This window comes from Dysgonomonas mossii DSM 22836, from assembly GCF_000213575.1.
GTDB classification, from domain to species: Bacteria; Bacteroidota; Bacteroidia; order Bacteroidales; family Dysgonomonadaceae; genus Dysgonomonas; species Dysgonomonas mossii.
The window spans coordinates 22,467-35,956 of the sequence record NZ_GL892013.1 but is presented as its reverse complement, the minus strand read 5'-3'; the positions used below and the strand labels follow the sequence as shown (position 1 = coordinate 35,956).

At 41.8% G+C, this 13,490-nt stretch carries 14 protein-coding genes and 1 pseudogene; 8 read left to right on the top strand and 7 right to left on the bottom strand.

Annotation, left to right across the window (positions count from 1 at the left end):
* Positions 1–54 precede the first annotated feature (54 nt).
* Positions 55–2,262 (bottom strand): hypothetical protein, encoded by a 2,208-nt coding sequence (locus HMPREF9456_RS16020; RefSeq protein ID WP_006844615.1) that lies wholly within the window; start codon positions 2,260–2,262, stop codon positions 55–57.
* A gap of 287 nt (positions 2,263–2,549) precedes the next feature.
* Here HMPREF9456_RS16020 and HMPREF9456_RS16015 point away from each other — a divergent pair, with 287 nt between their 5' ends.
* On the top strand, positions 2,550–3,323 hold the full coding sequence (locus HMPREF9456_RS16015) for a hypothetical protein (protein WP_006844614.1): 774 nt from the start codon (positions 2,550–2,552) through the stop codon (positions 3,321–3,323).
* A gap of 111 nt (positions 3,324–3,434) precedes the next feature.
* On the opposite strand, the gene HMPREF9456_RS16010 is transcribed toward HMPREF9456_RS16015, so the two are convergent.
* Both HMPREF9456_RS16010 and HMPREF9456_RS16005 read right to left on the bottom strand, forming a co-directional pair.
* Entirely contained in the window at positions 3,435–3,977 is a 543-nt protein-coding gene (locus HMPREF9456_RS16010; protein ID WP_006844613.1) for a DUF6712 family protein, read from the bottom strand.
* A gap of 162 nt (positions 3,978–4,139) precedes the next feature.
* A complete protein-coding gene (locus HMPREF9456_RS16005) occupies positions 4,140–4,979 on the bottom strand; it encodes a phage portal protein (protein WP_245531044.1) in 840 nt (279 codons plus the stop codon).
* On the opposite strand from HMPREF9456_RS16005, the gene HMPREF9456_RS17585 reads away from it, so the two are divergent.
* Positions 4,887–5,276: a hypothetical protein gene (locus HMPREF9456_RS17585; RefSeq protein ID WP_245531046.1), complete on the top strand. Its 390-nt coding sequence runs from the start codon at positions 4,887–4,889 to the stop codon at positions 5,274–5,276. The genes HMPREF9456_RS16005 and HMPREF9456_RS17585 overlap by 93 nt on opposite strands.
* 145 nt (positions 5,277–5,421) lie before the next feature.
* Here the strand turns inward: HMPREF9456_RS17585 and HMPREF9456_RS16000 are convergent, their stop codons facing one another.
* The 4 genes and pseudogenes from HMPREF9456_RS16000 to HMPREF9456_RS15985 form a co-directional block, all read right to left on the bottom strand.
* Entirely contained in the window at positions 5,422–5,667 is a 246-nt protein-coding gene (locus tag HMPREF9456_RS16000; RefSeq protein WP_006844610.1) for a hypothetical protein, read from the bottom strand.
* Positions 5,667–5,903: pseudogene (locus HMPREF9456_RS17300) on the bottom strand (DNA translocase FtsK); the annotation flags it as partial. The pseudogene HMPREF9456_RS17300 and the gene HMPREF9456_RS16000, both read right to left, overlap by 1 nt.
* 478 nt (positions 5,904–6,381) lie before the next feature.
* Positions 6,382–7,002, bottom strand: a complete 621-nt coding sequence (locus tag HMPREF9456_RS15990) for a DKNYY domain-containing protein (RefSeq protein WP_006844608.1) — start codon at positions 7,000–7,002, stop codon at positions 6,382–6,384.
* Between the two features lie 207 nt (positions 7,003–7,209).
* A complete protein-coding gene (locus tag HMPREF9456_RS15985) occupies positions 7,210–7,947 on the bottom strand; it encodes a hypothetical protein (RefSeq protein WP_006844607.1) in 738 nt (245 codons plus the stop codon).
* Between the two features lie 120 nt (positions 7,948–8,067).
* Between HMPREF9456_RS15985 and HMPREF9456_RS15980 the strand changes: the two genes are divergently transcribed.
* The 6 genes from HMPREF9456_RS15980 (at position 8,068) to HMPREF9456_RS15960 (ending at position 13,423) form a co-directional block, all read left to right on the top strand.
* Positions 8,068–8,760 (top strand): hypothetical protein, encoded by a 693-nt coding sequence (locus tag HMPREF9456_RS15980; RefSeq protein ID WP_006844606.1) that lies wholly within the window; start codon positions 8,068–8,070, stop codon positions 8,758–8,760.
* A gap of 122 nt (positions 8,761–8,882) precedes the next feature.
* Positions 8,883–9,431: a hypothetical protein gene (locus HMPREF9456_RS15975; RefSeq protein ID WP_006844605.1), complete on the top strand. Its 549-nt coding sequence runs from the start codon at positions 8,883–8,885 to the stop codon at positions 9,429–9,431.
* 13 nt (positions 9,432–9,444) lie between these two features.
* Positions 9,445–9,909: a hypothetical protein gene (locus tag HMPREF9456_RS15970; RefSeq protein WP_006844604.1), complete on the top strand. Its 465-nt coding sequence runs from the start codon at positions 9,445–9,447 to the stop codon at positions 9,907–9,909.
* Between the two features lie 219 nt (positions 9,910–10,128).
* The gene (locus tag HMPREF9456_RS15965) at positions 10,129–11,853 is read left to right on the top strand and encodes a hypothetical protein (RefSeq protein ID WP_006844603.1); all 1,725 of its coding nucleotides are present in this window, start codon (positions 10,129–10,131) and stop codon (positions 11,851–11,853) included.
* Positions 11,854–11,942: 89 nt separating this feature from the next.
* A complete protein-coding gene (locus HMPREF9456_RS17295; protein ID WP_157182008.1) occupies positions 11,943–12,080 on the top strand; it encodes a hypothetical protein in 138 nt (45 codons plus the stop codon).
* Between the two features lie 170 nt (positions 12,081–12,250).
* Positions 12,251–13,423: a PBSX family phage terminase large subunit gene (locus HMPREF9456_RS15960; RefSeq protein ID WP_006844602.1), complete on the top strand. Its 1,173-nt coding sequence runs from the start codon at positions 12,251–12,253 to the stop codon at positions 13,421–13,423.
* Positions 13,424–13,490: the final 67 nt, after the last annotated feature.

Genomic DNA, 13,490 nt, shown 5'->3' with positions numbered 1-13,490 from the left:
CTCATGAGCCACGCTTTTATAACAAAGGGATGAAATCCATTCCCTATTGATCCATTACACTCCCGACCAACCGCTTACACTTACCATATTGTCTTGTGCACGGTGAATATCGGTAACGGCAACTTTAGGCTCTATTTTTATAGCTTGAATTGCTTTTATCAGGCTGTCGTTGTCCACATTGGTTGCGGGTTCGATGGTTGGTAACTGCCCCCCTTGGGCAAACATCCGCTTGAAGGACGGTTCCAACCCCTGAGACGAACGTGCGAAAAAGGCATCGAGGTCTTTTGGCTTCAGCTCGCGCCGTTGCTCGTTGATATATTTTACCAATCCCATGTTTTTATCGGTAGACACCCGGTTGACAACAAATTCGCCGCCCTCTACTTCCATATTTGTACCCTCGATACGCATACCGCCCTGTGAGTGGCGTTTGCCGTGGAGAAGACCGCCGTCTTGGAATTTGGCTAGCTGCTTGGTCATAATCCCTATCTGGACAGCACCTGCAGCACCAACAACAGCAGCAAGTGCCAGATTTAACGGCCATGGATAAGCTCCTAAAGTCTTGGTTATCCCTTGGGCGACATTGGCTGTCGCTTCTCCAATGTTTTTTATTAACGTGGCTTTGCGATTTAGTTTCTCTATTTTTTCTTTTTTTGCTTGCTCTTTTGCTTTTCGCCTTTCGTATTCCCTTTCTTTTTCTTCGAGTTCTTCTTTGTTTTTTAATTGTTCTTGATATGTTTCCTTTTCTGCTTTTAAACTTTTCGCTAATTCCTCCGCTCTTTGGTCTAAGCCGGCAGCAGATGCGTTTTTTTGTGCAGCTTCTAATGCTGCTATTTTTTTGCCTTGATTTTCAATTTCTTTTGAGACTTCTGCATTTTTATTTTTCAGATGTTTTATTTTTTCATCCCATGAAGCTATCTCCGCATCGTAAGCTTTACTTACAGCACTAAATGCAGACCCTAGTGCACCTGATATCTGGTCTGTTACTCCCTTTATGCTGTTAGCTATCTCTTCTATTTTCTGAGCATATTGTACCCATTGCACTATCCCCAGATCTTGCTCTTTCTTTTCCAGTTTATTCTTTGTCTGGCTTAGAGTCCACATCTCTTGCGTAAACTGTTCTATATACTGCGCTTTGCGGGCTTCTATCTCTTTTCGCTTTTCGGCGTTGTCTCCCGCAGCTTTCAGTTCTTCGTCATATTCTTTTATCCTTTCTTCACTTGTATATTTCAACATCGATCGGTATTCTTCGAGCGACAGCCTTATCTTTTCTATATTTTTCCTGGTAGCATCTATGTCCACTATCTTTTTTGTAGCCTCAGCGGTCTTGGCTGCTTCCTCACCCGTCTTTTTTACTTCTGCGGTAGCAGTTTTGGCTGTCTCTTCGGTCTTTTTTACTTCTGCGGTAGCTTCTTTCGCCTTTTCTTGTGCCTCTATTGCCGCCTTAATGATAGTTTGTGTTGTCTCATCGCTTATACCCAGCATTTCGGCAGCTTCGGTTGCCGTTGATTTCATCAGCTCCTTTGTACTCTTAGATGTCGTGTCTTTGAAGATTTCTGCATTCTCGCTAAGACTACTTACCAGCTTATTATATACACCCTTAAAAGAAGCAGAATACTCTTCCGAATTCTTTTTCAGGTCTTTTCCCAGTTGTTCGTTAATACGTTTTACTTGCTCTGCCTTTGCTTCTTCGAGTGCCACAACGTTTTTGCCCGCCAGTTTTGCCTGCTCTATTTGTACATTATATGAAGCCTCTGCCTCAGCTTGGGCTATAACGGCTTGTTCTTCTATAATCTCTTTCTTTTTCTTATAGGCTTCGGTAACAGCAACTACCGATTCGGCATTCTTTGTCAGACCATCTATCTCTTCTTGAATAGCTTTTGCCTTTTCCTGATTATTTTTCATCAATAGTTTGTACGATTCTTTATTCAGGTCGCTTATTTCTGAAACTTTAGCTGCTACCTGATGCGACTGCTCAAGCATCTTTGCCGCATTCTCTATATGACTATGCTCTTGAGTGGCTATAGCACGATATAACTCAGTCACTTTTTCAGAGTTTTTGGCTCGTCGCTTCGCTATTTGTTCATCTTTCTCCGATTTTTCCTTACCGGTTTTTATTGCTTCCTGTTCTATTTTTATTACATCCTTTAATGTCTCCCCCAAGTCTTTGTTGCTTATATCTACCGACTTTACAGCTGTAAGAAGCTTTTTTACAGGCTCAACATCACTTTTAATTTCGATTTCATACTTTCTTTTATCTGCCATAATATTTTAATTATTAGTATATATAGAGATAAATTTGGAGAGGAATCATAAAAAAACCTGAGATTTCTCTCAGGCTTTTTCGGATGTAACGTCCTTTTGGATTTAAAATCCTTATAGTAAAGCTTCGGGGTTGCAATTAGCAATCAACGGAGTGTAACGTAGTTAAACCCCGATGGACGGAGGAAATTTGGAAAGATCTGATGATGGTTTTTAAACCTTTGGTATATTAGCTAGTCTTACCTATACAAGCTACAAATGTGTTAAATCAATTAAAAAATCAAAAAGCTATGAGATATACATTTTTTTGGATCCTGATAATAGGTTTTATCGGGAGTTTTTGGAGTTGTGAGAAAGATAATTGGGAAAAAGAGTATGATGAACGGATGAAAGAGCAGAGTGCTGCTAGCAAATATTCAATAATGTTTTCTAACACTACTTGGGTTTCGGCTATAGGAAAAGATTCTATAAGAATAAACTTTGGAATTCTACCAGATACTATTCCTGCTGACCGTGGGATACACATAACCGAATATGAGATAGATATGAATATGTCAAAACAAAGAAAATATAAATATTATACAAATGGCTATGTGTATGGAGATAAGTTAAAATTTTCTTCCTATTCTGATACAAAAGGGGTAACATATCCATTTGTTTTAAAAGATGAAAAACTGATATTATACAATTTTATTAATAATCAAGACTATACATTCTATCGTGAAATATATGAGGGTTCTGAAGGACTTAGTAAGAACATATTAAAGGGTAAATGGTCTATTACAATGAATACAGATTCTGTTGCTCTAGTTTTCGAAAATGGTATGATGAAAGAATATGTTTATGAGAAAACCTCAGGAAAAATTGTAAAATATACAGATTATGAAAAGTATGATTTGTTTAGAGATGTTTACACATGGCAAGGCAGAACAAGAAGTGTAGATAAAATATGGTTATATAATAATAATAAAGTAGTAAACATTAGCAAATACACTCTATCGGGTGATAAACTCACCATCTATAAAAACTCCAATCCGATTGTATACACAAAACAAAAACCATAAGGAATTCTAACGTCCTTTCGGATTTAACTACGTTAAACCCCGAAGAACGGAGCATCTTAGCATACAAAACAAAATCCCCTAAACTCATTCAAGTTTAGGGGATTTCTTCTCTCAGCAGCCTTTCCTCTTGCCTTTGAAGTGGAAGCCGCTGTCGAACGATTTCCTGCCTGAGCCTTCGCCCATCACCTTATCGCAGCACCCATCTTGCGGACGCCACAACGGATAGTGGGCACTACACTTGGAAAGAAAGTCCATCAGTTGATTTTTTAACACATCGGCATCGTTCTTTATCCACTGACGAAGCTGTGCCAGGTCTTTGATATCTACGGCTTTGCTGTTGTCACTCTCACGGATGGTGATACCTTTGTTGACGATGGTAGCCCAATGGAAAGGCAACGCCTGATAAACGGCATAGAACGACAAGGCGGGCGCAAGACGCACCACAAGGTCGCTGTTGTGCGCTGTGAGCGTGTTTTCGGTTATCTGTGCCTTGAGCTCAGTCATCAATGCTTCGCCCAGCACAGGCTCTATATGCAGCTCTTGCGCAATGCAGATGTAGGGTACAAACTCGGTAATGTCGGTGTTTGCTGTCACGGGAGAGTGCTGCTTAAAGAGGCTCTCGGTGATAAGTGGGATTTGTATGTATTCGTTCATTTTATGTTTTTGTTTAATTGTTTTTTTACTTGATATGCTTTCTTTTATCCTCTCTTTGTCCTTAGGGGGTTGCAACTTCGTCCTTCGTCCTTAGGGGTTTGCAACCCCGAAGTCTTACTATAAGGATTTTAAATCCTGATGAACTGAGTTATTGGCACATTCTTATATAGCCTTATCAGAAATCTGCTCTACGATATCCAAGTCACGCAATTCGAGCTTCTTATATCCGTTGTTGATCGTAAAAATGCTTAGTGTGTCCAGTATCCGTCGGCGAAGCTGGTGAATAACGGTCTGGTTGTAAAGCACAAACGAGTTGATGATCTCGTTGGCATTACCCGACAGATTGCCCGAGCCCGACAGTCCCGCCAAGGTAGGCGATGTAAGGCGATGCGCGGAAATAATCTTCTGAAAAATAATCTCATCCACATTGTTGTACAAGTCGGCATTGTTGCTTGCCGTGTACGAGGTCACCACAGGCTTCACCTCCTGACTTTCGCCCCAAAGTACCACAATGCTATTTGCACCATTTGTGCCTGCATAGCTGCGTTCTATATCGGTCTGAAACTGGTCTTTCTGATCTTCGCTCGGGTTGCTCGGCATGGTGATAATGGTAGAGGGCACAAAGCCGTTGTGGATAGAGTTGCGGTAGAATTTGCCCAGCAATCCGTCCGCTTCGATGTAGTTCAACGCCGAGTAGTATTGCGGTACAGGGTAATGGTCGAGGCTTGGTGCATAGTCTTTGTAATAGTACAGATACGGGACGCCCTTTTGCATCTCCTCGCTGCCGTAGGCTTTTATCGCCACGGGTGCATACTTGCCCGCTGTGCGTCGCCAGTCGTTAGACAGATAGAAGCTGAGGTTGATGCCAAAATCGTTCACCTCGCCTATCCTCACCTTACTAAAGTCGGTATGGTAGAGGCTCATGCTCTTGCCGTTTTCGTTGAGGATGATCTGGAAGCAATACCCGCCAAAGGTGACATAGTCTTTGGCTACCTTTTCGATGAGGTCGTCCCAGCTATCGTTTGGATTGGGCTGACCGTAATACTCTGCTCCGTCAATTCCCGATCCGCAGATATAAGTCACTTTGTTTTCTATCACTGCCTGATTGATTGCCGACTCGTTGTTGAGCTCTATAATGCGCTGTGGCAGGAGGTTGTCACGATCGTAGTTTATCCAGCCTTTGTGGTTTTTGGTAAAAGTGGGATACGTGCGCACGGTATCCGACAGCTTAATTACTGTGTACGTTTTTTCTTCTTTTCTCATATCGTTTTTGATGTTATCAATTACATCAATAGATAATTATTGGAGAAAATGATGAAAAAGAGGGGGATTCTTTATAATAATCGAGATACTTCGGTAATTAGTGTGGCGGAGAGGAGTTCGTATGAAATAAAAGATAGAGGAGATAAAAAAAGATATATGATAGTTAATAATACGAATCAGATTATTTTAAATTTTTATCATCACGTTTAATAATACCTTCTTTAATAAGTTCCTCCCTGGCTTGGCGTTCCAGTTCTTTTTTGCGTTCTTTCTGTATTATCTTCCTTTTTATAGCATCTTTTTCCATCCTTTCCTCTTCAGCAATCAACTCTTCAACCTCTTTTATTATCCTCTGTTTTTCAGCCTCTATTTGATCCCTATAACGTAACTTTATAGCCTCTCTTATTTTTTGTTCCCTGGTTTCCATTACATTAAGCTATTTAATTTTTGTTCTAATTCACATTCTGTAGCAATCAAAACTTCACGAGATTTACTACCTTGCGCAGGTCCTACAATACCAGCAGCCTCTAATTGATCCATAATACGACCGGCACGGTTATACCCTATACTAAATTTACGCTGCACTAGAGATGTAGAACCCTGTTGATGTACAACTATTAAGCGTGCAGATTCCTCGAATAGAGGATCTCGATCATTTAAATCTATACCATAATTAGAATACATTAAAGAATCGTCTAAACTATATCTAACAGGAATATAAGGAAGCTCTTTTTTTGCCTCCTCAAAAGCAATAGATCCTATATAAAATTCAACATCTACATCGTCTAATATGTCTTTTATTTTTTTGGGTTCGGGAGCAGGTTCGGGCTCGCATTTTATCTCAGGATACGGGTCTGGATCTACAGTATCACAATTGTGTTTACACTCCGGCGTAAGATCCTTTTTTTGAGTAAGTTTACGCTTGTCCCTTTTATCCAACAATAGAAATAGAATAATAAAAACAATTACAACTATTAAAGAAAAAACTAAAGTATTCACAGTATCTCTATTTAAGTCTTCGTAAAAATATAAAAAAAATTAACATTAATACTTATTAATACTATAGTATATTCCTCCACCCTCTCTAATTTACAAATCTTTATATTAGAAAATATTGAGTTTACACCCCCCCAAAAAAAGTTTATCTTTCTACAACTCTCCCTCTATAAAATACATTCCAGTTATCCGCACCGTAACCGTCTTCCGAGTATTCGAACGATGAAGCCGAAGCCTCTTCGACTACCCTCCCCTGATAAAATACTTTCCAGCTATCTTTGCCATAGCCACCGCCCAGATACTTAAATGAATTAGCAGAAGCATCTTTTATTTTTTCTCCACGGAAATACACGTCAAAGTTATCTTTTGAATAACCACCGCCCAGAGACTGTAGGTTTTTACTGCCAACGGCTTTACCTCTAAAGAAAGTCTTCCAGTTATCCTTGCCGTAGCCGTTCTCCGAATATTGGAACGATGAAGCCGAAGCATCTTCGACTACCCTCCCCTGATAAAATACTTTCCAGTTGTCTTTTCCATAGCCGCCTCCCAGATACTTAAATGAGCTAGCCGAAGCGTCTTCTATTTTCCGTCCTCGAAAATAGACGTCAAAATTATCTTTTGAGTAGCCGCCTCCCAATGATGTTATCTTTCTTTGGCAAGTACCCCTCACTTTGGCAGACTCTTGTGAATGATGCTCTATAGCCCACAAGTCAGCAGAATGAGTATATAAAAGTGTCAATATAAATAATGCAATCAACTTTTTCATGGCATTTACATTTATAGTTTTATTCTTATTAGAATATAAATCTTGGAGAAGGTTTAATTGTCTCAAACGAAAAACTGCTGCGTCGCAGAGGATTTGTAATCTTCGTTACAGGGGATTTGCAATCCCCTGCTTTACTTTCCCTCTGTGATACAGACAATAGAAAGGGTTTTATTCCTATCAGATTTGAAAACTCCGATAGCTAAAAAACTAGTTCTCTTTTACACGTTCTTTCAATTCTTGTATTTCTTTATTTTGGGTTTCGATCTTCTTATCCTGCTCTATAACGTATAAGGTCAATTCTTCTATCTTTTGTAGAAGTTTGGCTTGCATTTCCACCACATTTATGCCATCTTTTAATACTTCTTTTTCGCTAGGAATATTAGGAAGATGCTTATTCTCTTTTATATGACTCTCTACTTCCGAGAGTGATGGAAGATTGTAATTTTCGTCGAAAACAAAATCAGACCATCCGGTAGCTTCTATTTTCACTTCTTTGCTACGGATAGTACCGTTAATATCAAGTTGGTCACCTTTGATTGCGCCAACTACATCTAGTTTAGCTGTGGGTGTTGTAGTCCCGATTCCGACTCCTTGACTTGAAGCCACAAACCAACTACGCCAACTAAGATCACTCCAATGAGTATGGCCTACAGAGAATATATCACTACTGCCTCCATCATCTCCAATATTTACTCTAAGTTCGGTTTGGTCTTTGGTTTTTACATATTTGGCCATCCATACGGGGTCTCCAGACCAGTCTATTCCACCAAAATTTAGTTTAGAACCCAAACCTGTTTTATCGGGAATATCTCTAGTCCCGGTCCATATTTCTCCTCTTGCCGTAAAACTCGCAGTAACTTGAAGATTTCCTTCAATCGTCTGAGTTTGTGCATATAAAATAACCGTAGGAACACAGAGTAAAATTGTTAGAATTGTTTTTTTCATAGCATTTTGTTTTTAATATATATTCACATTTTAAAACACATCACCAAATATACAAAGAATCGCCCTATTCATCATCTTCCCACAAAATTATCTATTACTATACAAACAACTAAAAAACGTATGGTAACAGTAGAATTAAACAACGTAAAACTAGAAATCCCCGAAAGCTGGAGCGACGTAAAACTATCACGCTACGAAAAACTTTACATGCAAAAACCCGAGACCAAGCTCGATCAGGTGCATTTCGTTGCCGATGTGTGTGGCATCGATGCGAATGTACTGCTGGAATCGCCCGCACAGGTGTTTAATGCCCTTGTCGAGATTGTTGACTTTGTGTTCGACAGCGAACTGCCCCCTGCTAACACAGTAAAAGTGGCAGACACGGAATACTTCGTATCCTTTGCCGACAAACTCACCCTCGGCGAATGGGTCGATGCCGAAAACGTGATCGGTAGCGACAGCGAGTGCAAACTCTCCGAACTGCTGGCTATACTTTGCCGCCCTGCTGGAGAAAAGTACAACCCTGACCTCTTGGGCGAACGTACCGAAATGTTCAAAAACCTGACATGCGATAAGGCACTGCCGCTGATCAGTTTTTTTTTATCCAAAAAGAGAGAATACGAAGCGATTTTGAACCACTATTCGACGGTAATGGCTCAAGCCGCCCGGTTTCTAAAGGATACAAAGACTTTTGCAATAAATGGGGGTGGTATAAAACGATTGCCGATCTGGCAGAGGATAAGATACACCTATTTGATACGATCACTCGAAAAACAGTTGGCGAAGTGTTCGGATTTCTCCTCTACAAAATAGACAAGTCGCACGCCGAAGAAGACCAGTATAAGTTTGAGAGACAGATGAAGAGGTGACCCCACCTCTTTTCATCATTTTCTAAGAAAATTATCTATTAATAAACACATCCTAAATTTTTAGAAATGATAGAAAGTATAATCGACATTTTCAGACAGCAAGCCCGTGAGCACAAGCTTATAAAAGCCTTCTATTATGGGCGCAATTACGAGCTGGGTAGCGGCAAAGAGGCCTATCCCCTCTTTTGGCTCGAAGACCCTTTGCGGGGCAACAACCGAAACAATACATTCTCCAACTCGGTGAGCTTTTCAATCCTTTTTCTACCGCAAAGTGAAGAATCGGTAAGCTACTTGCAAAACCTTGCCTTCTCTACCGGGCTGAATATCATAGAGCGCATCAAGCGAGAGCGTGACACGCTGGGCATCGCCATCACTCCCGATTGGGACTATATGACACTCAGCGATTACTACGACGACAATGCGGCGGGCTGCCGTTTCTCGGTCAGCTTTACACAGGCAAACATGCAAAACCTATGCCTTATCGATCAGCAGTTTGATACAAACAAGGAGTTCGAAAAAGGTGGGGCATTAAAGAGTTTCGACTTGTCGCCTGCCGGCAATTGCGAAGTGTTTGTGAATAAGTTTCCCGATTTTGACCTGAAAACAAAGAAGTAATAAATCTAAAGCAATGACTCCCGCACTAAAAAAAGCAATAGATCAGATAACGAACGAAATAGCCATTCTTGCAGGCGATATTTTCAAAGACGACAAAGTCAGCAACAACCCCAAGGTGAATAAAAACACACTGCGAGAGAAGGCGAAAGACGTGAATGTATCGTGGCGAGCGGCAAACGGAAATATTGTGATCGAAGCCTATTTCGACAACTATATCACCTTTCTCGAAAAAGGCAGAGCACCCCGCAAAGGCAAGTTTCCGCCATTGGACGAGCTACGAGACTGGGCACTAGCGCGAAACATCCCTACCGACAACAGCACTCTGTTTCTCATCGCACGTGCCATCTGGCGAGACGGACACGAAGGGCGTCCCATACTGGCAACATTGGGGGAAAGGATAGACCGTAAGTTTGAAACCGAATGGTACGACCAACTTTTTGAAGCAACGATCGACGAACTGAATAGATATTTCAACTGACGGATAGATAAGTAATCAGCAATAGTTATTCAGGTATTTTGTATCGTTCTTTCGGATTTGCAATCCGAAAGTCAATCCGAAAGTCATTCTTATCAGGATTTAAAATCCTAATAGTAAATCTTCGGGGTTACAAACCCCGAAGGACGGAGCGGAGCTCCGTTCAGGATGACAAAGCAATAAAACATCAACATTTTCATACAACTAAAACAACAACACAATATGGGATACTTTATTAACGGCTCCGACATAGCCAAAGCAACAATAAAACCCGCAAAGGTCTCTCTGGCGGGTAACCCCAATTATATACAGTTCGAAGCCAATATTGCAGCAAAAGGCAAGCCGGTAGAGATACAACTCAAGCTCACAGGGTGTGGCTATGTCTTTATCAGACCCGATGTGCACGGCATAAAGATATACGAGAATATATCCTCGTTTAGCATCATAGAGGCCGAATCGGGCAAAGAGCATAAGTTTGAAGGCACATCCGACCCGGATAAACTAAACGAGCCCGGGGCTTTCTATCTGGGCAAATTCCATGACTATGCGGGTCCTGCCTGGCAATACGAATATCACAACACGGCACTGGCTCTGAAAGAAGGTTTGGAGAAAAATGAGTTCTTCAAGAATTTCACAATCTCCATATCGTCCGATGACAATAAAACAATAAACATAGTATCCAACGGTAGCGGAAAAGAGTATGTCTTCTCGTTTGTTTTTCGAAAAAACAGCAATGGCAGAAACAGAACTTTTTTCGATGTCGCAGGCAATCCCGCAGAGACCTATCCCGCAGGCACAGACACACTGGCTATCGGTTACGACAACGTGGGGATACACCTCGACATGCACAAAGACACAGGCATATTCCTTGGCGAAGACGACACCCCCTCGGACAGCAATATGGGCACAAAGGCAATAACCCTTACCAAAGCATATTCATATACCCCGCTGTGGTTCAACACGAATATACTGGAAAACAATACGATACCCACAACCTTCCTGAAGGCAGAGGACTGGGTTGACACGGGAACGATCAAAGATTTTCGGTTTACAGCCAAACGTGTAATTACCGACAAAACCGTTTCTCACACCACGCCGTTTTATCATTCGCCTGTGCTCTACTCCATCGCCGGATACAACCGCACGTTGGAGAAAAACGACCTTTCGCATTATGTGTTCGATACAAAAGAAAGGCTTAAAAATCCCGAAGCCATCAAGAAGGTAAAGCCGTTGACAAATCAGCCTCAGCTCTTTCATATAAAGGGGCAAACACAGTATTTCAACTTCATACTGTCCGATGCCGAGCATAGCAAAAGCATTGCTGAGGAGTATCGGTTTGGCATCTGTTATGAGCTACTATCACAATCGGGGCAAATGATTGCAAAAGAAACTAAGCACCTGAAAGCCCGCAAGGATTTTTTTATGGTAAACACCATCAAGCTTGATATCGACAGCCTGCTCCATCAATACCCCAACACAGGCATTGTTCGTGCATATCTGATCTATTCGGGCAACGAGTCGCAAGCCATACAGATAAGCCACGAACTGACGTTCGGCATACTTCCCGAATGCTTGTATAAGATAAAGGATTTTGCATTCCTCAACCGACTGGGCGGATGGAGCAGTTTCAATTTTTCGGGAACGGAACATACCGATTTCAAGGCTGAGGCAAATACAATATTCAAAACGCAAACGCCTCATTTTACAACGAGCAGCGACATCGAATCGGTGTATAGCAAAACCGTTACCGAGCAGTTCACCGTGCAAACAATGCCTCTCCGCAGGGAAGTATGCAACTGGCTCAAGGAAATGAGTGCGTCACGTATGGTTTACGAGCTGGCAACACAGCGGTACATCATTGTGGATGAAATGAATATAAAGCCAAATTCGAAGGACGAGCTTTACAGGGTGGAGATGAAGTATCATTATTCCGATTCGTATAACTAGCCAATAGGCACCGTTCACCGTCCTTTCGGATTTGCAATCCGAAAGTTGTTCTTATCAGGATTTAAAATCCTTATAGTAGAGCTTAGGGGTTGCAAACCCCTAAGGACGGAACGAATGTAGGGGCGAACCCTTGTGGTCGCCCGCATATAAAAGGACAGGGACAAGCGACTGTCCCTACCTACACCGTTCGCCGTTCTTTCGGATTTAACTACGTTACACTCCGTTGATTGCTAATTGCAATCCGAAAGTTATTGCAATCAGGATTTTAAAATCCTTATAGTAAGACTTAGGGGTTACAAACCCCTAAGGACGGAAGAGACGAAGGACGGAAATGACAAAGAAAAAAAGAGAAGAAGGTACGAAAGAAAGGGAGACAGAAAACAACAGAAAATAAACAATGAATACAACAACCGTATTTGACAAAAATCTGAAAGCTTACAACTACCCTTACAGGTACATTGTAAACAAAGGTTCTACACGCTCGTCGAAGACATACAGCTTATTGCAATTACTGTTCTTCATTGCCGAATATTCGGATAAGCCGAGGGTAATATCCATTGTGTCGGAATCGATGCCGCACCTCAAAAAAGGTTGTATCAGAGACTTTAAAGAAATTCTGCAAAAGGAGAATAAATGGAACGCACGACAGTGGAACGCAACGGACAAGATTTACAGGATAAACAACTGTATTATCGAATTTTTCTCGGCAGACAACCCATCGAAAGTACATGGCCCGAGCCGAAATATATTGTATATCAACGAGTGCATAAACATAGAATATGAAGTGTTCAGGCAATTGGCTATCCGTACCACCGATACGATATTTTTGGACTGCAACCCCTGCTTTGAGTTCTGGCTCGACCAGAAAGTACTGCTAAACGACGATGCCATTCTTATCCACTCCACATACAGAGACAACGAGTATCTGACGGAGGCTCAGGTGAAAGAAATAGAATCGAACCGAGGCGACAAAAACTGGTGGCAGGTGTATGGCGAAGGGCTTACAGGCTCGCTCAAAGGGTCTATTATGACAAATTGGGAGATAGTGAAAGCGATGCCCCATACTTACAAGAACCGCTGGATAGGGATAGATTTCGGCTTCACCAACGACCCTACGGCGATAGTAGACATACGCCTGTCGGAAGGCGAGCTGTGGATAGACGAATTGCTATACGACAAGGGTTACGACAATATGATGATATCCAACGCCCTGCGGTCTTACGGCATAGCGCAAGACATCCCTATCGTAGCCGATAGCGCAGAGCCGAAGAGTATCAGCGAGATAAGGTCGCAAGGATGGAGAGTAGAGCCGGCACAGAAAGGCAAAGACAGCATCGTTACAGGTATCTCGATACTCAACCGTTACCGCAAGCGCATCACGCAGCGAAGCACGAATATCATCAACGAGTACCGCAACTATCGCTGGCAGACCGACATCAACGGCGAGGCTACAAACCGCCCCATCGACCGCTACAACCACTCGATAGATGCGCAACGGTATGTTTGCCTCAACAAGCTGATGAAACGTGGTTCGGAGTTGAGCTATTCGATCATAAAGGGAAAGAGATAGATATGTTGGTCACGAAACAACTATCATGCTCCATAAAGTCAGGATGACAAAAGCAACAATAAAACAT

Bases quoted from the DNA above. Each gene is read 5' to 3' on its own strand.
- HMPREF9456_RS16020 (WP_006844615.1), bottom strand. From the start codon at position 2,262: ATGGCAGATAAAAGAAAGTATGAAATCGAAATTAAAAGTGATGTTGAG.
- HMPREF9456_RS16015 (WP_006844614.1), top strand. From the start codon at position 2,550: ATGAGATATACATTTTTTTGGATCCTGATAATAGGTTTTATCGGGAGT.
- HMPREF9456_RS16010 (WP_006844613.1), bottom strand. From the start codon at position 3,977: ATGAACGAATACATACAAATCCCACTTATCACCGAGAGCCTCTTTAAG.
- HMPREF9456_RS17585 (WP_245531046.1), top strand. From the start codon at position 4,887: ATGGTAGAGGCTCATGCTCTTGCCGTTTTCGTTGAGGATGATCTGGAA.
- HMPREF9456_RS16000 (WP_006844610.1), bottom strand. From the start codon at position 5,667: ATGGAAACCAGGGAACAAAAAATAAGAGAGGCTATAAAGTTACGTTAT.
- HMPREF9456_RS15990 (WP_006844608.1), bottom strand. From the start codon at position 7,002: ATGAAAAAGTTGATTGCATTATTTATATTGACACTTTTATATACTCAT.
- HMPREF9456_RS15985 (WP_006844607.1), bottom strand. From the start codon at position 7,947: ATGAAAAAAACAATTCTAACAATTTTACTCTGTGTTCCTACGGTTATT.
- HMPREF9456_RS15980 (WP_006844606.1), top strand. From the start codon at position 8,068: ATGGTAACAGTAGAATTAAACAACGTAAAACTAGAAATCCCCGAAAGC.
- HMPREF9456_RS15975 (WP_006844605.1), top strand. From the start codon at position 8,883: ATGATAGAAAGTATAATCGACATTTTCAGACAGCAAGCCCGTGAGCAC.
- HMPREF9456_RS15970 (WP_006844604.1), top strand. From the start codon at position 9,445: ATGACTCCCGCACTAAAAAAAGCAATAGATCAGATAACGAACGAAATA.
- HMPREF9456_RS15965 (WP_006844603.1), top strand. From the start codon at position 10,129: ATGGGATACTTTATTAACGGCTCCGACATAGCCAAAGCAACAATAAAA.
- HMPREF9456_RS15960 (WP_006844602.1), top strand. From the start codon at position 12,251: ATGAATACAACAACCGTATTTGACAAAAATCTGAAAGCTTACAACTAC.